This is a genomic window from Streptomyces sp. NPDC026500 (assembly GCF_055567635.1).
In genome coordinates this window covers 138,032-156,889 of the sequence record NZ_JBVHQB010000002.1, presented here as the reverse complement: position 1 = coordinate 156,889, position 18,858 = coordinate 138,032, and the positions used below count along the sequence as shown (strand labels likewise).

Sequence of the window (18,858 nt, the reverse complement as noted above, 5' to 3'; positions counted from 1 at the left end):
CCTCCCGCCGCACTACGGCTTGGGCAGAACGCACCCGCTCGCGCTCAGGTTGAGTTTGTTGCCGGTCGTGAAGCACGCCGGGATCTGGTAGGTCTCCTCGGCGTAGTTGATGCCCTCACGAACCGTGACGTTGCCGCTCGCGTCGACCTCGCACGGGTTGTTCACCGTGCAGGTCTCGCCGTCCTCGTTGCCGGTGTTGTTGACGGCGACGACCTTGCCGGTCGACTGGTCGATGACCGGCGAGCCCGAGGTGCCGCCGATCGTGTTGCAGGCGGAGGTGTAGCGGACCGAGTCCTTCCAGGTCCAGCTGCCCTCCTTGAGGCGGTACACGAACCCGTCGATGCTGCAGTTGTAGAGACGCTTCCAGTAGCCGGAGGCCACGGTGATGGCGGCGCCGGCGGTCGGGTGCGTGTCCTGCACCGTCAGCGCGGTGATGCCGTACGAGTTCTTGATGGTCGCGTACGTACTGGTGAGCTGGTAGATCGTGATGTCCGTGTCGGTCATCGTCGAGTACGCGACCTTGCTCGCGCGCAGGGTCGCGACCTTGGTGCCCGCCGAGTTCAGCAGACCGAAGGTACGGCTGGACGACTGCCCGACGATCACCTCACCGGGGTCCGGGAAGCCGGTCTCCAGGCAGTGGCCGTTGGAGAGCACGAGCGCCGGGTCGGTGTCCGCCGAGTTGGGGAAGCGGATGACCGAACCGGAGCAGTTGCTGAGCGCGACGGTCCCGGCCAGGCCGACGGCCTGGACGGTGGGCGCAGCCGCCCTGCTGCCCGCCGCGGTGTCCGTCGTGACGGCGGAGGCCGACACGCGCGCGGGAGCCGAGTGGGGAGCGGGTGCCGCGACCGCGGGTGCCGCGCCCGCCCCGGCCATCACCAGGGCGAACAGAGCGGCGACGAGAGGCTTTCTCATGTGGGGGTCCCCTCTTGCGACGTGGGCGACCGAAGGTCATCCGATCGCCTTCTGTTGACCGGAGGTCTTCCGGCCATCTGTTTGTCATGCGCATTGTGAGGGGGGAGGGAAAGGCGGACAAGGAGCCGTTTTCGGCCTAAGCGGCGGAAACCTCGTAGGCCTCCTCGGCGTAGCGGAAGAGCAGCGCGCCGCTCGTGGCGACCTTCGCGTCGAGGGCCGCGGCGCGGGTTTCGCGGTTCGGGGTGGTGCGGCTGGTGAAGAAGACGGCGGGCCCGCGATACCGTCCGCTCTCCCGCCAGCGGCCCAGATCGGTGAGGCCCGCATCCCGGTCCAGTCCGCGCTGTACGTCGGAGATGAGCAGGTCGATCCGGGTGACGTCGAGGATCTGTTCGGCGCGTTCCCGGTCCGTGGCCACCCGGACGCGGGCGCCCCGCGCCTCCAGCAGCTCGACGAACTGGGTGTTGCGCTCGGGGTGGTCGTCGACCCAGAGCACCTGCATCCCGGCGTACGGCATCCCGGCGTACGAGGGGTCGACGCCGCCCGGCTGCACGGACGAACCGGGCTCCGGTGCCCGGTCCGGAGGAACCGCCGCGAGCTGGGGCGCCCCCTGCTGCAACTGCCCCACCAGGTCGTCCACCTCGGACAATTCCATGAGTTCCTCGATGAGCCGGACGAAGTTCGGGTCGAGCGCCAACTCCGGGAATCCGGTGGGCAGATGCTCCTCCAGCCGGGCGAGCAGCGTGCCCCAGTCCCCGGGCCGGTCCGGCTCCGGCGCGACCAGGTCGTACGCGCGCAGACAGCTCACCGCGACCGGCCAGGTCCCCTCCGCGGGCTGGGCGAACGGCTGGCTCAGCACCCGCCGGGTCGCGCGGTAGCGCAGGAACTCCCGGGCCGCGTGCACATCGGCGCCGTCGCGGGCGAGCAGCACCCGGTAGAACTCGGGGTACAGCTGCTGGAGCAGCAGAACCCGGATCACCGCCTCCGACCTGAACGACTCCCAGACGGGATTGAGCGCGCACTCCAGGCCGAAGCCGTTGATGAGCCGCTTGATCCGACGCGGGTTGCGGGCGGAGCGCAGGGCGATCAGTTCGGCGAGGTGGTCCCCGAGCAGATCCTGGATGCCGGAGCGCTCCGCGCACCGGTCGACGTACGCACGGACCTCGGCGACCGCCGGGATCGGCACCCGGTAGCTGGTCTGGAAGATCTTCTCCATGAACGCCGACCCGGCCGGCGACAGATCCCGCAGCAGCCCGCTCGGTCCCAGCGCGGAGCGGTCGCACCCGATGACGAAGGCGAGCCCCGGCACGTCCAGGTACACCTTCACCGCCTCGCACACCGCGAGCACGGTCTCCTCGGAGCAGCGGTCGAGGTCGTCGACGAAGACGACGAGCAGACGCCGGGTGTCGAACGACGTGGACTCGGCCCAGTCCGCCGTGAGCCGGCCCAGCGCGTCCCGCATGGCGTTGCGGGACCGGGCGTCGATGGAGAGGTCCCGCCAGAGCCGGTCGACGAGGGCGGCGGCCCCGAACAACGCGGCCCCGAGCGTCAGCACCACCCGGATCCAGCCGAGGAGCGCCCGCTGCCCCGAGACACGGCGCACCGCCCGCAACAGCACCCGCCGGTCGAACCGCATCAGGACGGACTTGATCAGGCCTTCGAGGGCGTCGGCGCCCGTCGAGGTCCAGGCGTTGTACCAGACGGTGTGGACGCCCTCCCGAGACCGCAGCTCGGCGTCCACGAGCCGCATCAGACTGCTCTTGCCCATGCCCCACCCGGCGTCCACCGCGAGGGTGAGCGGGGTCGCGGCGCGCGAGTCGTGGAGCAGTCTGGCGAGTTCGCGGGCGGCCCGTCCGGTGCCCAGCAGATCGTCACCCGGCCCGGCCACCGGCTCGTCGTTCAACAGCGAGAATTCCATGCCCTGCCTCCCCCTTGCGGCAGGGCCAACCTACTGGGGAAGGAACCTACTTGGGCCAGCTGCCGCCTCGCCCGTGGCCGTGCCCGCGCCCGGCGGTGCCGCCCGTCGCCGAGGACGTCGGGGTGGACGGCGCGGGGGCCGTGGAAGCGCCCGCAGGTGCGGAGGCGTCCGCGGTCGAGGGCGCGCCCGGGGTGGCACCGTCCGCGGAGGATGCGGCCGAGGCGGTGGACTGTGCCGCTCCCGACGTGGTGGCCGAGGGGGCGGCCCCCGGCTGTGCGGAGGAGCCCGCGGTGGTCCCGTCGTCCGGCTGCGCGGGTCCGGTGGCGAGGTGCGCGGGCCCGGGCGTCCGCAGGGGCCTGCCGCCGGATCCGTCGGCACCCCCGGAGCCGAACGCCCCCACGACCACGACGCCGAGGACGACGACGCCCGCCGCGCCCCCGGCCACGGCCATCCGCCGGTTCAGCCGGGCGCGCCTGCGGCGCAGCAGCCGTTCCTGGCGCCCGGCCGGGTCACCGGGCACTGCGGCCAGGACGGCGGTGTCGTCGCCGTCCGCGTACGCCTTCCGCCAGCCATGCGCCTCGGCCGGATCGGTGTACGTCTCATAGGCCGGAGGCGTCTCCCCGTCGCTCTGCGGGAGGTACACCTTCGGCCGGGCTTCGGGATCTCCGGACTGCCAGGACATGATCGCGCATTCTAGGGACCACCAGGGCCTACGGCGTAGCCCGCGGACAAAGATGCTCGAACCGACACGTCTCACGTGGTGAAAAACACGCCCCGGAGCGCGTTACGCGGCCGTAAGCTCACGGACATGCAGGTGATCCAGTCCACGAAGCTCGCCAACGTCTGCTACGAGATCCGGGGCCCGGTTCTTGAGGAGGCGATGCGGCTCGAAGCGGCCGGTCACCGCATCCTCAAGCTCAACACGGGCAACCCGGCCGCCTTCGGGTTCGAGTGTCCGCCCGAGATCCTCGAGGACATCCTCCGCAACGTCTCCTCGGCGCACGGCTACGGAGACGCCAAGGGCCTGCTCGCCGCCCGCCGCGCGGTCGTCATGCACAACCAGACCCTCGGCATCGAGACGGACGTCGACCACGTATTCATCGGCAACGGCGTCTCCGAGCTCATCGTGATGGCGATGCAGGGACTGCTGGACGACGGCGACGAGGTCCTCGTACCGGCCCCGGACTACCCCCTGTGGACCGCGGCGGTCTCCTTGTCCGGCGGCACCGCCGTGCACTACCGCTGCGACGAGCAGTCCGACTGGATGCCGGACCTCGCCGACGTGGAGCGGAAGATCACCGACCGCACCAAGGCGATCGTCATCATCAACCCGAACAACCCGACCGGCGCGGTCTACGACGACGCGATGCTCCGGGGGCTCACGGACATCGCCCGGCGGCACAACCTGCTGGTCTGCTCCGACGAGATCTACGACAAGATCCTCTACGACGGCGCCACGCACACCGCGACGGCCAAGATCGCCCCGGATCTGCTCACCCTCACCTTCAACGGCATGTCGAAGGCGTACCGGGTGGCGGGCTACCGCGTCGGATGGATGTCGGTCTCCGGGCCGCGCGCGCACGCCGCCTCGTACATCGAGGGACTGACGATCCTCGCGAACATGCGGCTGTGCGCCAACATGCCGGGACAGCACGGAGTGGTGGCGGCGCTCAGCGGGCGCCAGACGATCAACGACCTGGTCCTGCCGGGCGGGCGCCTGAAGGAGCAGCGCGACGTCGCGCACGAGCTGCTGACCCAGATCCCGGGTGTGACCTGCGTGAAGCCGAAGGGGGCGCTGTACCTCTTCCCGCGCCTCGACCCGAAGGTCTTCAAGATCAAGGACGACCGGCAGATGGTGCTCGACCTGCTGCGCCGCGAGAAGATCATGGTGGTCCAGGGGACGGGCTTCAACTGGCCCGAGGCGGACCACTTCCGGGTGGTCACACTCCCGGCGGTCGCGGATCTGACGGACGCGGTGACCAGGATCGGCACGTTCCTGGACGGCTACAGCCAGCCGTGACACCCGCGGGGAGCGCCCGGTGCGCTCACCCTGCGTACGCGGCGCGTCCCATTGCGCGAACCGGCTCAACTTTAGACGAAATCCAAGCTAGGATGGCTTCCTGTCAGGCACAGGAGGCCATCCCATGTACGAACCGATCCGCACGAAGTCGGTCCACACGATGGCCGGCGCCCCCTCCCCCGACTTCCCCCACCGGTCGCGCGAGGAGGAGCTGGACATCCAGCTCGCCGGTCACCTCGCGGCGCTGCTCGCCGTCACGGACGAGATCCGGGCACTCGCACCGTCCGCCGACCTGGACACCGGCGCCGAGCGGCTCACCGAGCAGGTGACCCGGCTGCGCGGCGGCTCCGCCCCGGTCCGTGCCCCGGCCGCCGACGCGCCCCCCGCATCCCGTCTCGCGACACTCCACCGGCGTGCCCACGCCCTCGCGGGCCGTGCCCTCGTCGTGGCGGCCTCCCGCGCCGACACGGCCGCGGCGATCCTCTCCGCCGAGCGCATGGACGCCCACGCGCAGGCGGTCGGGCCCCGCGAGCTGGCCGCCCACTGAGCCCCGGGCTCCCCGAGCCCGAGGCCCCCGCACGGCCCCGGTCCGCGCGCTTCCGAAGCGACGCGCGGACCGGGCGCCACACACACCGCGCCCGCCCCGCACACGGCTGCGCCCGCCCGAGTAGCGGCACTCCCCCCTCCGGTTGCGTACCGGGACCCGGTGGTCACCCCGTGTTCACCCCCCGAGACGGGGAACGTTGGATTCCGAGGTGCACGCTCCAGGCGTGAGACGCATCGCGGGAATCGTCCTGGCGGTCCTGTTGATCGGCGGAGTGGCAGCAGCCGTCGTCGCAGGCCGCAATGGTCAGGACAAGAGCACGGCAACGAAGACCGTGCAAGGAATGATCGGTTCGGAGAAGGCGGAGTTCTTCGCCGATCCCGATGTGGTGAAGGCCCTCGCCGCCAAGGGCTACACCGTGAAGACGGAGACCTCCGGGTCCTGGGCCATGGACGGCCTCGACCTCAAGGGATACGACTTCGCCTTCCCCTCCAGCCAGGCCCCGGCCGACGAACTCGCGGACAAGTACCACGTCCGCAAGCCGCTGCCCCGGCCCTTCTATTCGCCCCTTGTCGTGGTGGCCCACCGCAGCGCGGCGCAGGTCCTGGCCGCCAATGGCCTCGCCACCCTCGACAAGAACACCGGCACGCTGAAGATGGCCGCCTACCTGGACGCGGCCCGGCACGCGCGGACCTGGCAGCAGCTCAAGGGCGCCAAGGCACACGGTGAACTGACCGGCACGCTGTACATCGCCAGCACCGACCCGGAGACCTCCAACTCCGGCGCCCTCTACCTCGCCGCCGCGTCCTATGTCGCCGACGGCGGGCGCGTCGCCGCCGACAACGCCGCCGTCGGCCGCACCGCGCCCCTGATGCACCGACTCATCAGCGTCCAGGGCGCCCAGCAGTCCAGCACCGACGCCGAGTTCGGGGACTTCATCAGCGGCGCCGGCAATCCGCTCGTCCTCGTCTACGAGTCCCAGGTCGCCGCGCTGCTCGCCGAGGGCCAGGACACCGGCGACCTCACGGTCCTCTACCCGGACACCACCGCCAACAGTGACCACACGGTCGTACCGCTCACGCCCGAGGGCCGCGCGCTGGGTGAACTCCTCAGCACCGACCCGACGTTGCGCAGGCTCGCCGTCCGGCACGGGTTCCGGCCGCAGGGCGCGACAGCCGAGTTCACGGCGGCGACCGCCGACCGTGCCACGTACCTCAATCAGAAGCTGACCGGCGTCCGGCAGGTGCCCGTGCCCACCTACAAGGTGCTGCACGAGATGGCACGCCGGGCCGGGAACTAGGGGGAAGCGCACATGACCACCGAAGACACATTCACCCTCACGCCACCCGAGGCGGTCGCCCCCGTGCCCCGCGAGAAGGCCGGCGGGCTCGTCCCCGTCGACCCGGGTGTGCGGGACGAGATGGCACGCCGGGCCGCGGAGTACATCGACGGGCTCGCCGTCCTGGACGCCCGCTCGCCCGAATTCGCGGGCAAGGTCGGGGAGATCGCGGGTCTGGGGGCGAGCGAGATGCGCGGCGCCGCCGCCCAGTCCAACCGCATGCTGGAACGGACGGTCCGCAGTCTGCCCTCCAAGGGCGAGGACGCCCAGTCGCACGTCGCCGGCTCGCTCGTCGAACTCCGGCGCGTGGTCGAGGACCTGGACCCGCGCGACCTGTCCGCGAGCAAGGGCCGCAAGTTCCTGTCCAAGCTGCCGGGCGGCAACAAGCTGCGCGACCACGTCGCCAAGTACGCCTCCGCACAAGGCACATTGAACAAAATCGTCGGCTCGCTGCGCGGCGGCCAGGACGAACTGCGCCGGGACAACGCGGCCTTGCAGACCGAACGCGTCCGGCTCTGGGAGACGATGGGCAAGCTCCAGGAGTACGTCGTGCTGACCCAGGCGCTGGACACCGCGGTCGAGGGCCACATCACGGGCGTCGACTCCGCCGACCCCGCGCAGGCCGACACGCTCCGCTCCGACCTGCTCTTCCCGGTCCGGCAGAAGCACCAGGACCTGCTCACCCAGCTCGCGGTGTGCGCCCAGGGCTATCTGGCGATGGACGTGGTCCGGCGCAACAACGAGGAACTCATCAAGGGCGTCGACCGCGCGGCCACCACCACGGTCTCCGCGCTGCGCATCTCCGTGATGCTCGCGTCCGCGCTCGACAACCAGCGCAAGGTCGTCGAGCAGGTCAACGCCCTGCGCGGCACGACGGAGGACCTCATCCGCGGCAACGCCGAGATGCTCGCCACCCAGAGCGGCGAGATCCAGCGCATCGCCGCCGACCCGGCCGTCGGCGCCGAGACCCTGCGCACCGCCTTCCAGGAGATCTACCGCACCCTCGACGCGATCGACACGTACAAGGTTCGGGCCACCGAGACGATGGCCGCGACGGTGGAATCCCTGACCTCCGAACTTCAGCACGCCGGTGCCTACTTGGAGCGCAGCCGCACGCAGGGCGCCCTGGAGGGCGGGAACGGATGAGACCACTTCGACAGGCGGCCTGCGCCACCGTGGCCCTGCTCGCCGTCACCGCCTGCACGGCCCAGGGCGAGCGCACCTCCGGAGGCGACGCAGCGCCGCAGCCCGGTACTCTCCGCGTCCTCGCCTCCAGCGAACTCAGCGACATGAAGCCGGTGCTCGACCGGATCAAGCGGGACACCGGCATCACGGTCGAGCCCACCTACATGGGCACCCTCGCCGCAGTGGACCTGATCGCGCGGGGCACGGCGGACGGCAGGTACGACGCCCTGTGGCTCTCCTCCAACGCCTATCTGCAGCTGCGCCCGGACGCCGCGAAGAAGGTCGTCTCACAGACGCCGGTCATGTCGAGCCCGGTGGCCATCGGCGTCAAGCCGGCGAAGGTGAGCAGCCTCGGCTGGAAGCCGGACGACGTCACCTGGTCGCAGGTGGAGAAGGCCGTGGCGGACGGAAGGCTGACATACGGCATGACCGACCCGGCACGCTCCAACTCCGGTTTCTCCGCACTGATCTCGGTGGCCTCCGGACTGTCCGGCGCCCAGTCGGCGCTCACGGACGCCGACGTGGACAAGGCGACGCCCCGACTGCGGGAGTTCTTCAAGGGACAGAAGCTGACATCGGGTTCGTCGGGCTGGCTGGCCACCGCCTATCGGCGCCGCGGCACCGTGGACGCCCTGCTCAACTACGAGTCCGTCCTCAAGGGCGTGAAGGGTCTGACGGTCATCCGCCCGCGCGACGGGGTGGTGACCGCCGACTATCCGCTCTCCTCGCTCGCCGCGTCCTCCAAGGACACCCGCGAGACCGTCCGGCGCCTTGCCGAGGCACTGCGCGCGCCGGCCACGCAGAAGCGGATCACCGAGCAGACGCACCGCCGCCCGATCGTCGCCTCCGTCGCCCCGGCCGCCGGACTCGACACCGGACGTCGGCGTGAACTCCCCTTCCCGGGAAGCCGGTCCGTCGCCGACCGGCTCCTCGACTCCTACGAGAACAAGCTGCGCCGGCCGTCCAGGACTGTATACGTCCTCGACACCTCGGGCTCGATGGACGGCGACCGCCTCGACCGGCTGAAGAAGTCGCTCGGCGATCTGACCGGCGACTTCCGCGACCGCGAGGAAGTGACGCTGATGCCGTTCGGCTCACAGGTCAAGAGCGTCCGCACCCACGTGGTCCGCCCCGAGAACCCGAAGGCCGGGCTCGACGCCATCCGCGAGGACACCCGTGCGCTGAGTGCCGACGGGGCCACCGCGATCTACACCTCGCTGGAGAAGGCGTACGAGCATCTGGGCGCCGGCGACGACACGTTCACCTCGATCGTGCTGATGACGGACGGCGAGAACACCAAGGGCGCGAGCCCCTCCGACTTCGACGCCTTCTACGGCCGGCTGCCCGGCGGACAGCGAGAGATCCCGGTCTTCCCCATCCTGTTCGGCGACTCCGACCGCGGCGAACTCCGGCACATCGCCGACCTGGCCGGCGGCCGTCTCTTCGACGCCCAGCAGGGCTCGCTCGACGGCGCCTTCGAGGAGATCCGTGGCTACCAATAGGTTCGTCCGCTTCCTCGAGTCCCGTAAGAACCTCACCGGCAGCGCGTGCGGGATCGCCGGACTCGCGCTGACCTTCGCCGGGGTGGCGGGCCCGTACTGGCCGGTCGTCGTCGCGGGTCTGTACGGCGCGGGCGCGCTGATCGCCCCGCCGGAGCGCCCCGCCCTTCCCGACTTCCCGTCCCCCTCCGCCCAACTCGCCGAGTTGCGCGCCGACTTCGACAAGCTGCGGGAGTATCTGGACGGCGTCGAGCTGCCCCCGGCGGCCGCCGGCCGGCTCACCGAGCTGACCGAGGTCCTCACCGCCCTGCTCGACCCCGGCTGGGTAGCCGAGGTCCTCGCCCAGGACCCGGAAGGCGTGCACGCCCTGTCGCGTGCCGTACGGCAGGACATCCCCGAGGCGGTCGACACCTTCGTCCGCACCCGGTGGTGGACCCGGCTGGCCCCCGGCACCGAACCGCCGGAGCGCCACCTGGAGCGTCAACTCACGTTGCTGCACGAGGAGTCGGACCGGCTAGCGACGGCACTGCGGGAGACGGAGGCACGGCGCCAGGAGTCGCACACGCGCTACCTGGAGGACCGCGGCCGCTCGCAGTGACCGGGACCGCTCACGGTCCGGGACCGCTCACGGTCCGGAGCCGCTCGTACTCCGGGGCCGCGCACGATGACCGCGGCTCACGCGTTCGCCGCGATCACCACCAGGATCACGACCGCCAGGATCAGCAGCGCCACCTTCAGCGCGGTGGGCCACGGCTCGCCCGGCGCCGGCGGCTGCGGGGGCCCGCCCGGCACCGGGACCGCCGCAGGCCCGTTGAACACGTCGTGCCCGGTGAGCGCCGCCCGGGTGCACCAGGGGCACGCGGTCAGATGCGAGCCGAACGCGTGCAGCGGGCGGGTCGGGCAGACCCGTACCAGCGCGCGCTCCTTGTCCAGGGCGCGCAGCCAGGCCTCCGCCGGGGGCCGGGTGGCGGGATCGTGCACACCGGGGCCGAAGGCGGAGCGGGCCAGCGCGAGGAGTTCGGGCGGCAGCACGGAGGGGTCGATGGTGCCGCGCGGGATGACGACCCGCTCGGGGCGCACGACGTAGGAGCAGCTCGCGGCGATGTTGTCCTTGACGGTCGACTCGGAGGCGCTGTCGTGCGGGACGCCGCCGAAGGGGTGGTTGCCCGCGGTCAGCAGCTGGTAGACGAGGACCGCGAGGGCGAACTCGTCGGTGGCGCGGGTGGCGGGGCCGCCGGCCTGCCGCTCGGGTGACGAGTAGTCGGTGGTGTGCATCAGGCAGGGGAAGAGCTCCCCGGTCACCGGGTCGTTGAAGGCGATGGAGTCGCAGTCGAGGAAGGTGACGAAGCCGTTGGCGTCGACGACGACATTGCTGCTGGAGAAGTCGCCGATGACGAGGTTGTCGTAGTGCATGCGGGCGGTCATGAAGGCGAGGTTCCAGGCGACGCCGAGCAGGAAGCGCCAGTCGGCCCGGTCGGCGAAGAGCTTGAGGCGCTGGGCGCGGGTGAACAGGCCGATCAGCTGCACGTGCTGGGGTTCGCCGAAACGGCGCATGGCGTAGCCGAGGAACTCGCCCTGCGCTCCGCGGGCGAGGGCGGTCGGCCAGGCCAGCTCGGGCGGCTGGGAGGCGTCGGTGGGACGGGTCACGAGCGGGGACATGGTCAGCATCCGCATCAGCCGCCGCTCCTGCTCGGGGCCCGGCGGTTCGCGGTACAGCTTGACGACGATGCCGTCGTCACCGACGACCGGGAAGACGGCCGCCTGGCCGCCGCCCTTGAGGGGCAGTTCGGCGAGGGTGACCGGCTTGCCGTCCAGGAACACGGTGAGGCCGCTCATGGCCGCGCCTTGAGCACGGCCCGCAGCAGGGTCTTGTCGTCGGCGTTGAGGGCGGTCAGCCGGTCCGAGCGGAGCAGGGTCCCGAGGCCCTCGTGGGCGCTCGCGGTCACCGGACCGGGAACGTCGAGGGAGCGGAACACGGCCTCGGCGAACGACGTGTTCGGGGACAGCGCGCCACCTCCGGAGGGGTTGAGCGCGGCCTGCGCCAGTCCGTCGGTGGACAGCAGCACCCCGTCGATCCCGTCGTCGGACACACAGTCGGTGTGCACCCAGCGGGCCGCGTCCGGCGAGGTCAGGAAGACCGTCTCGTTGCTGTACTCGCTGGCCGCCGCAGGCTGCGGCAGCAGATGGAACTGCCGCTCACCGTCCTCCGTGCCGGCCCGCAGGACGACGAAGCCGTCGCCCACGGACAGATGACCGAGCCAGCCCCGCGCGAGCACGACCACGGTGAGCGTGGTCGCGAAGTCCGCCGCGTCGGCGCCCGTCCGGTCCAGGAACACCTTGCAGACGTCGTGAAAGGCGTCCTCCAGCAGCTCGTGCACCGCCTGGCCGGGACGGCGGTCCGCCGCGGTGGCGGCCCGGCGCGCGAAGTGCTCGGTGGCCAGCTCCACCGCGAGCCGCGAACCCTCCTCGGAGCGCGGCCTGCTGCCCGCGCCGTCCGCTACGGCGAGGACCGCCACGGACGCCGACACCGTGTAGGCGCAGGCGTCCTGGCAGGGCATCCCCTGCCGGCGGTGCCGGTATCCCTCGACGCTCATTCCGTGGATCCGCCACGGCGTCTCCCGCTCGTCGACTCCGGTCATCAGTCAGGAATCCCATCCGGTCGTCGGTCACGATTCCCAGGCCGGGCGCTGCGTCTTGAACTGGCTGAAGATCTTCTCGAAGACCTCGTCGCCCGCGCCCTTCTGCTCGGCGTTGGCACTGGCGGACATCATCTGGAGCAGCTCGCGGAAGGGGAATCCCTGCAACCGGGCGTTGAACTTCGGCGCGAACGACTGGAGCACCTGCTCGCCCCGGTCCGTGATGCCTCCGACGCCGATCGCGTACAGCCGGAAGCGGCGGGCGCGCTGCTCGTCGGCGAGCACCGGGATCAACCGGTGCCAGGAGTCGGTGAGATGGCCCGTGGCGTCGGTCGGCAGCCCGTCCGTGACCAGACAGATCTGCGGCCGGTAGTACTGGAGTCCGGAGGCGCGCAGCTCGGCCTTGCGGGCGGCGACGATGTGCATCGACAGTTCGAGGGCTTCCGTCATCAGCGTGACCCCGGCGGCGGCGAGCTGCGGCGGCCGGAACATGTGCGCGGGCACGAAGGGGCTCACCGGGGCGCGTGGGGCGAGGAGTTGGGGCCCACGCCAGGCCGCTACACCGTTGCCGCCGAAGGTGACCACGGCGACCTCGACGCTGTAGCTGAGGCTGACGTCGTCGTGCAGTTCCCGGGTCCACTCCGCGAGCGCGTTGTTGAGCGTCTGGATGGGCTGACCCGCCATGGAGCTGGAGATGTCGAGACAGAGCACGAGCGGCAGCCGTTGCGCGTTGTTCTCGAACTCGATGTCGGCGTACTCCGCCGGCAGGGTGGGCGGGTATTCGCTGTGCATGGGGATCTCTCCTGGTCTCAGGGCCGGCCGGCTTTGGCGTGCCGTCCGGCCGTCGGCGGGAAGGCGTAGAGGACGTCGGAGTCCCGCTCCCCCGCCTCGGTGACATCGACGAGTCCGCCGGGTGCGGGCGGCGGGCGGCCCGGCTCGGCCCACACCGCCCGGTACAGCACGTGGTCGATCTCGACATAGCCCTGCGGGTGCAGTTCGGTGCGGACGACGGCGGGCCGGGCGGGGCCCGGTACGTTGCCGACCCGCCGTCCGTGGTTGCGGGGTGTCGGCGTGACCCTGAGGCGGGTGGTGGCCTCGTCGGGCGCCCGGGTACGCGGGCGGGGCGCCGTGGCGGCCGGTACGGCGCCGACGCCGGGGGCGGCGAGCGATCGACGGGACAGGGTGCCGACAGCGACGGCACGGGCGGAACGGCGGATCAGGAAGAGGAGCAGGCCGAGGAGGAGGACGAGCACGACGCAGAGGACGGCGAGCACCTGGGTGGCGGTGTCCCAGCCGGAACCGGCGCCCGAGTCGGTACCGGCGTCGGTGCCCGTACCGGGGTCGCCGGGGTCGCCGACCTTCCCGGTCGCCTGGCCCTGGCTCTGCCCGTGCCCCTGGCCCTGGCCCTGGCTCACCTTGCCGGAGTCGGTCTCGGTGGGGGTCGAGGTGGCGGACGGCCCACCCAGGGTGCCGTCGACGCCGTACGCGTGCCGGGAGAGGTCGGCGGCCAGGCCCAGGTCGACGAGGTCGCCGCCGCTCAGCGAGTGGCCCTTGCCGAGCCGGGCGCACGGGTCCGTCTCGTTCTTGGGGTCGCAGGCCCCGAGGGCGGCCAGCTCGTCCACGGCCTCGGGCTTCAGCGGGTCGATGGTGGCGTCGTTCGCGACGAGCCTGGCCGTCCGGTTCGCCAGCAGGAGAAGTGCCGTTCCGCCCTGTCCGGTGTGACCGTGCCGCGGGACCTCGACCACGAGTCTCGCGCGCCGGCCCAACAGGGTCTGCTCGAAGCCCTTGTGGCTCCCGGCGTCGCCGTCGAACTGCAGCGCCCGGTCGAGGGTGATGTGAACCGTTCCCTCGCCGATCCACCGGGACCAGCACTTGAGGTGTTCCCCGAAGGTCGCGCCGCACGACTCGTCGGCCGCCGCGGGCACCGCCGGAGCGAGCGCGACCAGGAGTCCGGAAAGCATGAGGAAGGAAAGGCGACGCCGCATGGAGACCCCCCGTGGCCCTAAGAAAACACCCCCGTGGCCCTGAAAGGCACTCGCCCATAGTGGCGGAAAACGGCGGGCGTCCGAAAGGGTTTGAGGAACGCAGCGGCCATCACTTCTACAACTCGAACACCTGATGGCATCGGGTGAACATTTGTCTCGCCCGTTCCACCCAATCGCTGGCCAAAGCATCGAAATCTGTTTGCGTGATGCGACAGGTCAGGGGGAGGTCGCACACTCCCGCGAGACAGGGACGCGGCCCCCGCACGTCCCAGACGGACAGCATGGGACGCAGTTGTTCGGTATTCCACGCGTTCGACGCGGCTGCGGCGACGGCCAGTTGGTCCTGGCGCAGAAAATGCCCGTCGGTCGCGAAAGCGACCAGCAGTCTCTTCGTCGTCATGAATCGCACGGTGACCATCCGGCCCGTTTCCTCGAGGTCGAATCGCATGGAGACGGAAACGGTGTCGGTCGCCGTGTGGAAATTCCGTCTGGTCACCCAGTTCTGCACCAACTGCCGCCAGTGCGTGCCGATTTCGAGGATCTCGTGACCGCGGCCGGGAAAGGACTCAGGCGTCGCCACGGCCCACCGCCTCGGCGACCATCGCGTCGGTCAGCCCGGCGTCGAGCAGTGCCTGGGCGTGCGACAGCAGACAGGAGGGTACGGACACGCTGGTGCTCTCCTTGCGGCGCTTCATCAGATCCTGGGTGCGCACCTTGATGCTGTGGGCCACCGTGGGCGGCGGCCAGATTGCCGACCGGGGCTCCTCCTCCAGCAACCCGGCCAGGAGTGCGTCCAGTTGGGGCCGGTCCTCGGGCCGCTTCGCCAGACAGCGCGCGACGAGTTCCCGCATCGGCCCCGCCATGCCGTCGAGTTCGGGTTCGGCGAGGACGACCCGGTAGCGCACCGCCTCTCCGCTGCCGTGCGGAGGTCGTCCGGTGAGCGCGTACACCAGGACCCCGCCGAGGGAGAAGACGTCGCTCGCCGGGCCCACCGTGGCCCCCTTGATCTGCTCGGGCGACATGAAGGGCGGGGTGCCGACGACGACGCCGACCTGGGTGAGGCCCGGGGCGCCGTCCACCCGGGAGATCCCGAAGTCGATGACGCGCGGGCCGTCGGAGGCGAGGAGCACGTTCGCCGGTTTGAGGTCCCGGTGCACCACACGTGCGGCGTGGATGGCCTGGAGCGCCTCGACCAGGCCCGCGCCGAGCCGTCGTACCTGCGGCTCGGGCAGGGGACCGTCGGTGTGGACCGCCTCGGCTAGCGAGGGGCCGGGCACGTACAGGGTGGCCAGCCAGGGCAGTTCGGCCTCGGTGTCGGCGTCGACGACGGCCGCGGTGTAGGCGCCGCTGACCACACGCGCCGCCGCGACCTCACGCGCGAAGCGCTCCCGGAACTCGCTCTCCGCGGCCAGTTCGGGCCGCACCACCTTCACCGCGACCTCGCGCCCGGCGGGCGAGCGGCCGAGATACACCCATCCCATGCCGCCGGAGCCGAGCCGGCCCACAATGCGGTACGGACCGATCTTCATGGGGTCACTGACAGGCGTACGCACCCCGCCCACCTCATTTCGGGGTTCACTGCAGGATGTCAGGAGTGTCCCCCGAAATCCGCGCTTTTTCAGCCGTTCCGGCACGGGCGGGGCGGAGGGGACGAAAAAAACCGGGGCCCCGCACAGATGTGCGCGGAGCCCCGGCGGGGTGCTGTCACCGCGGCCGACCGCCACAACGGTCGCAGGTCAGGGCAACTCGGTCGGCCGCGGAGTAACAGGGGGCGTCAGCCCAGTCGCTGCACCAGGGCGCGGTACTCGTCCCACAGCTCCGTCGGCGTGTGCTCGCCGAAGGTGTTGAGGTGCTCGGGGACCAGGGCGGCCTCCTCGCGCCAGACCTCCTTGTCGACCGTGAGCAGGAAGTCGAGGTCGGTGTCGGCCAGTTCGAGACCGTCGGTGTCGAGGGACTCCCGGGTCGGCAGGACGCCGATCGGGGTCTCGACGCCCTCGGCCTTGCCCTCGAGGCGCTCGACGATCCACTTCAGGACGCGGCTGTTCTCGCCGAAGCCGGGCCACACGAACTTGCCCGCGTCGTTCTTGCGGAACCAGTTCACGTAGTAGATCTTCGGGAGCTTCGCCTGGTCCTTGTCCTTGGCGACGTCGACCCAGTGCCCCATGTAGTCGCCCATGTTGTAGCCGCAGAACGGCAGCATGGCGAAGGGGTCGCGGCGCAGCTCGCCGACCTTGCCCTCGGCGGCGGCGGTCTTCTCGGAGGCGACGTTCGCGCCGAGGAAGACACCGTGGTTCCAGTCGAAGGACTCCGTCACCAGCGGTACGGCCGTGGCGCGGCGGCCGCCGAAGAGGATCGCCGAGATCGGCACGCCCTTGGGGTCCTCCCACTCGGGCGCGATGATCGGGCACTGCGAGGCGGGCGTCGTGAAGCGGGCGTTGGGGTGCGCGGCGGGCGTCGCGGACTCCGGCGTCCAGTCGTTGCCCTTCCAGTCGGTCAGGTGTGCCGGAGTCTCCTCCGTCATGCCCTCCCACCAGATGTCGTTGTCGTCGGTGAGCGCGACGTTGGTGAAGACGGAGTTGCCCCACAGCGTCTTCATCGCGTTGGCGTTGGTGTGCTCACCGGTGCCGGGCGCGACACCGAAGAAGCCGGCCTCGGGGTTGATCGCGTAGAGCCGGCCGTCCTCGCCGAACCGCATCCAGGCGATGTCGTCACCGATGGTCTCGACCGTCCAGCCCGAGATCGTGGGCTCCAGCATGGCGAGGTTGGTCTTGCCGCAGGCGCTCGGGAAGGCGGCGGCGACGTACTTCGACTCGCCGTGCGGCGGGGTCAGCTTGAGGATCAGCATGTGCTCGGCGAGCCAGCCCTCGTCGCGTGCCATCACGGAGGCTATGCGCAGGGCGTAGCACTTCTTGCCGAGGAGCGCGTTGCCGCCGTACCCGGAGCCGTACGACCAGATCTCGCGGGTCTCGGGGAAGTGCGAGATGTACTTCGTGGAGTTGCACGGCCACGGCACGTCCGCCTCGCCCTCGGCCAGCGGCGCTCCGAGCGTGTGCACTGCACGCACGAAGAAGCCGTCGGTGCCGAGTTCGTCCAGGACGGGCTGTCCCATGCGGGTCATGGTGCGCATGGAGACGGCGACGTAGGCGGAGTCGGTGATCTCGACGCCGATCGCGGAGAGGTCCGAGCCGAGCGGGCCCATGCAGAACGGGACGACGTACATCGTCCGGCCCCTCATCGAGCCGCGGAAGACGCCCTGCTCACCCGAGAAGATGTCCCGCATCTCGGCGGGGGCCTTCCAGTGGTTGGTCGGGCCCGCGTCCTCTTCCTTCTCGGAGCAGATGAACGTCCGGTCCTCGACCCGCGCGACATCGGTCGGGTCGGAAGCGGCGTAGTACGAGTTGGGGCGCTTGATCGGGTCGAGCTTCTTGAAGGTGCCCTTGCGGACGAGCTCCTCGCTCAGTCGCTCGTACTCGGCCTCGGATCCGTCACACCAGACCACACTGTCCGGCTCGGTCAGTTCGGCGATCTCGTTGACCCACGAGATCAGTTCTTTGTGGTTGGTCGGGACGGGAGCCGCGATGTCGCGCGCCACGATTGCTCCTAAATGAGGGGTTTTGTTTTGGTGCCCCGTGGGGGCTGCGACCCGGATGCTTCACGGTGATTGAACCCCTGGCGCTCATCCGGTGCCGACCGCACTCATTTGATGATCCGACTGAGTCGCGCATATGTCCAGAGGGCCTCACACCTGAGCGGAGTGAGCATCGCCACTCACCGGAAGGTTTCCCCCCGCTCGCTCCGGATTCACCGCGCGTACCCCGCGCCGCCCGCCCACCCGCGTGAGATCATGGCCACTATTGCGGCTCGCTTACGCGGGACTGACACGTAACTTACGGTTCCGTAGGTACGATGCGGCCCATGACTGCGTCCGTCCCCGACGCGCCCACGGACACGCCGGCCGCCGGCCACGCGTCTGTCGCGCACTCCCTGTCGGAAGAGATCAAGCCCAAGCTCCGCGGCTGGCTGCACCTCGGCATGTTTCCGGCCGCCCTCATCTCCGGACTGATCCTCACCGCGCTGGCGAACTCGACCCGCGGTCGCATCGCTTGCGGAATCTTCGCCCTGACGGCCTGCCTCCTGTTCGGGGTGAGCGCCCTCTACCACCGCGGCGACTGGAGTCCGCGGATGGACGGCATCCTTCGCAGACTCGACCACGCGAACATCTTCCTGATCATCGCGGGCACCTACACCCCGCTGACGATGCTGCTGCTGCCGGAGGCCAAGGGGCAGTGGCTCCTGTGGAGCATCTGGGCCGCCGCCGCGGCGGGCATCATCTTCCGGGTGTTCTGGGTCGGCGCCCCGCGCTGGCTCTACACGCCCTGCTACATCGCGATGGGCTGGGCGGCCGTCTTCTTCCTGCCCGACTTCATGCGCACGGGCGGCATCGCCGTCCTCGTCCTGGTGATCGTCGGCGGTCTGCTCTACAGCGCGGGCGGGGTGATCTACGGGATCAAGCGACCCAACCCGTCACCGCGCTGGTTCGGATTCCACGAGGTCTTCCACTCGCTGACCCTCGCCGCGTTCACCGTGCACTACGTCGGCATCTCCCTGGTGGCCTACCAGCACGGCTGACCAACCCACCCCCTTCCTCAGTGGCCGCGGCTCCCCAGCCGCGGCCACTGCGCGTTTTCCGGTCCCCAGCCGCGGCCACTGCGCGTTTCCGGCCTCCGCGTGCTTTCAGTCGCTGCGCGTTCCCGGCCACTGCGCGTTCGACGCGACGACACCCCTCCCCCGCGACACCCTCTCCCCCAACTGAAAGCCCCACT

Annotated in this window: 17 protein-coding genes; 7 read left to right on the top strand and 10 right to left on the bottom strand. The window is 70.6% G+C overall.

Annotation, left to right across the window (positions count from 1 at the left end):
• Nucleotides 1–12: 12 nt before the first annotated feature.
• The 3 genes from ACZ4N5_RS03790 to ACZ4N5_RS03780 form a co-directional block, all read right to left on the bottom strand.
• Entirely contained in the window at nucleotides 13–912 is a 900-nt protein-coding gene (locus tag ACZ4N5_RS03790; protein ID WP_467755519.1) for a S1 family peptidase, read from the bottom strand.
• 136 nt (nucleotides 913–1,048) lie between these two features.
• Entirely contained in the window at nucleotides 1,049–2,827 is a 1,779-nt protein-coding gene (locus tag ACZ4N5_RS03785) for a P-loop NTPase fold protein (RefSeq protein WP_467755518.1), read from the bottom strand.
• A 46-nt stretch (nucleotides 2,828–2,873) separates the two neighbouring features.
• On the bottom strand, nucleotides 2,874–3,509 hold the full coding sequence (locus ACZ4N5_RS03780) for a hypothetical protein (protein ID WP_467755517.1): 636 nt from the start codon (nucleotides 3,507–3,509) through the stop codon (nucleotides 2,874–2,876).
• A gap of 126 nt (nucleotides 3,510–3,635) precedes the next feature.
• Between ACZ4N5_RS03780 and ACZ4N5_RS03775 the strand changes: the two genes are divergently transcribed.
• The 6 genes from ACZ4N5_RS03775 to ACZ4N5_RS03750 all read left to right on the top strand — a co-directional run bounded on the left by ACZ4N5_RS03775 (nucleotide 3,636) and on the right by ACZ4N5_RS03750 (nucleotide 10,012).
• Nucleotides 3,636–4,847: a pyridoxal phosphate-dependent aminotransferase gene (locus ACZ4N5_RS03775; protein ID WP_355847556.1), complete on the top strand. Its 1,212-nt coding sequence runs from the start codon at nucleotides 3,636–3,638 to the stop codon at nucleotides 4,845–4,847.
• A 124-nt stretch (nucleotides 4,848–4,971) separates the two neighbouring features.
• The gene (locus ACZ4N5_RS03770) at nucleotides 4,972–5,394 is read left to right on the top strand and encodes an SCO4983 family protein (protein WP_467755516.1); all 423 of its coding nucleotides are present in this window, start codon (nucleotides 4,972–4,974) and stop codon (nucleotides 5,392–5,394) included.
• A 223-nt stretch (nucleotides 5,395–5,617) separates the two neighbouring features.
• Entirely contained in the window at nucleotides 5,618–6,691 is a 1,074-nt protein-coding gene (locus tag ACZ4N5_RS03765; RefSeq protein WP_467755515.1) for a hypothetical protein, read from the top strand.
• 12 nt (nucleotides 6,692–6,703) lie between these two features.
• Nucleotides 6,704–7,876 (top strand): toxic anion resistance protein, encoded by a 1,173-nt coding sequence (locus ACZ4N5_RS03760; RefSeq protein ID WP_467755514.1) that lies wholly within the window; start codon nucleotides 6,704–6,706, stop codon nucleotides 7,874–7,876.
• Nucleotides 7,873–9,417 carry a substrate-binding and vWA domain-containing protein gene (locus ACZ4N5_RS03755; RefSeq protein ID WP_467755513.1) on the top strand — a complete coding sequence of 515 codons (1,545 nt, stop codon included), beginning with the start codon at nucleotides 7,873–7,875 and terminating at the stop codon, nucleotides 9,415–9,417. Before ACZ4N5_RS03760 ends, ACZ4N5_RS03755 begins: the two co-directional genes overlap by 4 nt.
• Nucleotides 9,404–10,012 carry a hypothetical protein gene (locus tag ACZ4N5_RS03750; protein ID WP_467755512.1) on the top strand — a complete coding sequence of 203 codons (609 nt, stop codon included), beginning with the start codon at nucleotides 9,404–9,406 and terminating at the stop codon, nucleotides 10,010–10,012. The genes ACZ4N5_RS03755 and ACZ4N5_RS03750 overlap by 14 nt, the downstream gene beginning before the upstream one ends.
• A gap of 77 nt (nucleotides 10,013–10,089) precedes the next feature.
• On the opposite strand, the gene ACZ4N5_RS03745 is transcribed toward ACZ4N5_RS03750, so the two are convergent.
• The 7 genes from ACZ4N5_RS03745 to ACZ4N5_RS03715 all read right to left on the bottom strand — a co-directional run bounded on the left by ACZ4N5_RS03745 (nucleotide 10,090) and on the right by ACZ4N5_RS03715 (nucleotide 17,627).
• Entirely contained in the window at nucleotides 10,090–11,250 is a 1,161-nt protein-coding gene (locus tag ACZ4N5_RS03745) for a hypothetical protein (RefSeq protein WP_467755511.1), read from the bottom strand.
• Complete coding sequence (locus ACZ4N5_RS03740; RefSeq protein ID WP_467755510.1) at nucleotides 11,247–12,053, bottom strand: PP2C family serine/threonine-protein phosphatase; 807 nt, start codon at nucleotides 12,051–12,053, stop codon at nucleotides 11,247–11,249. Before ACZ4N5_RS03740 ends, ACZ4N5_RS03745 begins: the two co-directional genes overlap by 4 nt.
• Nucleotides 12,054–12,080: 27 nt before the next feature.
• Entirely contained in the window at nucleotides 12,081–12,842 is a 762-nt protein-coding gene (locus tag ACZ4N5_RS03735; RefSeq protein ID WP_467755509.1) for a vWA domain-containing protein, read from the bottom strand.
• A gap of 17 nt (nucleotides 12,843–12,859) precedes the next feature.
• Nucleotides 12,860–14,035, bottom strand: a complete 1,176-nt coding sequence (locus ACZ4N5_RS03730; RefSeq protein WP_467755508.1) for a hypothetical protein — start codon at nucleotides 14,033–14,035, stop codon at nucleotides 12,860–12,862.
• A 115-nt stretch (nucleotides 14,036–14,150) separates the two neighbouring features.
• Nucleotides 14,151–14,615, bottom strand: a complete 465-nt coding sequence (locus ACZ4N5_RS03725) for a hypothetical protein (protein WP_467755507.1) — start codon at nucleotides 14,613–14,615, stop codon at nucleotides 14,151–14,153.
• On the bottom strand, nucleotides 14,602–15,564 hold the full coding sequence (locus ACZ4N5_RS03720) for a serine/threonine-protein kinase (protein WP_467755506.1): 963 nt from the start codon (nucleotides 15,562–15,564) through the stop codon (nucleotides 14,602–14,604). The genes ACZ4N5_RS03725 and ACZ4N5_RS03720 overlap by 14 nt, the downstream gene beginning before the upstream one ends.
• Nucleotides 15,565–15,809: 245 nt before the next feature.
• A complete protein-coding gene (locus ACZ4N5_RS03715) occupies nucleotides 15,810–17,627 on the bottom strand; it encodes a phosphoenolpyruvate carboxykinase (GTP) (RefSeq protein WP_467755505.1) in 1,818 nt (605 codons plus the stop codon).
• 323 nt (nucleotides 17,628–17,950) lie between these two features.
• Between ACZ4N5_RS03715 and trhA the strand changes: the two genes are divergently transcribed.
• Entirely contained in the window at nucleotides 17,951–18,664 is a 714-nt protein-coding gene (gene trhA / locus ACZ4N5_RS03710) for a PAQR family membrane homeostasis protein TrhA (RefSeq protein WP_467755504.1), read from the top strand.
• The last annotated feature ends 194 nt before the right edge of the window (nucleotides 18,665–18,858 follow it).

What these genes read in the sequence shown, in the direction of transcription:
- ACZ4N5_RS03755 (WP_467755513.1), top strand. Translation starts at nt 7,873, where the DNA reads ATGAGACCACTTCGACAGGCGGCCTGCGCCACCGTGGCCCTGCTCGCC.
- ACZ4N5_RS03730 (WP_467755508.1), bottom strand. Translation starts at nt 14,035, where the DNA reads ATGCGGCGTCGCCTTTCCTTCCTCATGCTTTCCGGACTCCTGGTCGCG.
- ACZ4N5_RS03775 (WP_355847556.1), top strand. Translation starts at nt 3,636, where the DNA reads ATGCAGGTGATCCAGTCCACGAAGCTCGCCAACGTCTGCTACGAGATC.
- ACZ4N5_RS03740 (WP_467755510.1), bottom strand. Translation starts at nt 12,053, where the DNA reads ATGACCGGAGTCGACGAGCGGGAGACGCCGTGGCGGATCCACGGAATG.
- ACZ4N5_RS03785 (WP_467755518.1), bottom strand. Translation starts at nt 2,827, where the DNA reads ATGGAATTCTCGCTGTTGAACGACGAGCCGGTGGCCGGGCCGGGTGAC.
- ACZ4N5_RS03760 (WP_467755514.1), top strand. Translation starts at nt 6,704, where the DNA reads ATGACCACCGAAGACACATTCACCCTCACGCCACCCGAGGCGGTCGCC.
- ACZ4N5_RS03790 (WP_467755519.1), bottom strand. Translation starts at nt 912, where the DNA reads ATGAGAAAGCCTCTCGTCGCCGCTCTGTTCGCCCTGGTGATGGCCGGG.
- ACZ4N5_RS03720 (WP_467755506.1), bottom strand. Translation starts at nt 15,564, where the DNA reads ATGAAGATCGGTCCGTACCGCATTGTGGGCCGGCTCGGCTCCGGCGGC.
- ACZ4N5_RS03745 (WP_467755511.1), bottom strand. Translation starts at nt 11,250, where the DNA reads ATGAGCGGCCTCACCGTGTTCCTGGACGGCAAGCCGGTCACCCTCGCC.
- ACZ4N5_RS03735 (WP_467755509.1), bottom strand. Translation starts at nt 12,842, where the DNA reads ATGCACAGCGAATACCCGCCCACCCTGCCGGCGGAGTACGCCGACATC.
- trhA (WP_467755504.1), top strand. Translation starts at nt 17,951, where the DNA reads ATGACTGCGTCCGTCCCCGACGCGCCCACGGACACGCCGGCCGCCGGC.
- ACZ4N5_RS03780 (WP_467755517.1), bottom strand. Translation starts at nt 3,509, where the DNA reads ATGTCCTGGCAGTCCGGAGATCCCGAAGCCCGGCCGAAGGTGTACCTC.
- ACZ4N5_RS03770 (WP_467755516.1), top strand. Translation starts at nt 4,972, where the DNA reads ATGTACGAACCGATCCGCACGAAGTCGGTCCACACGATGGCCGGCGCC.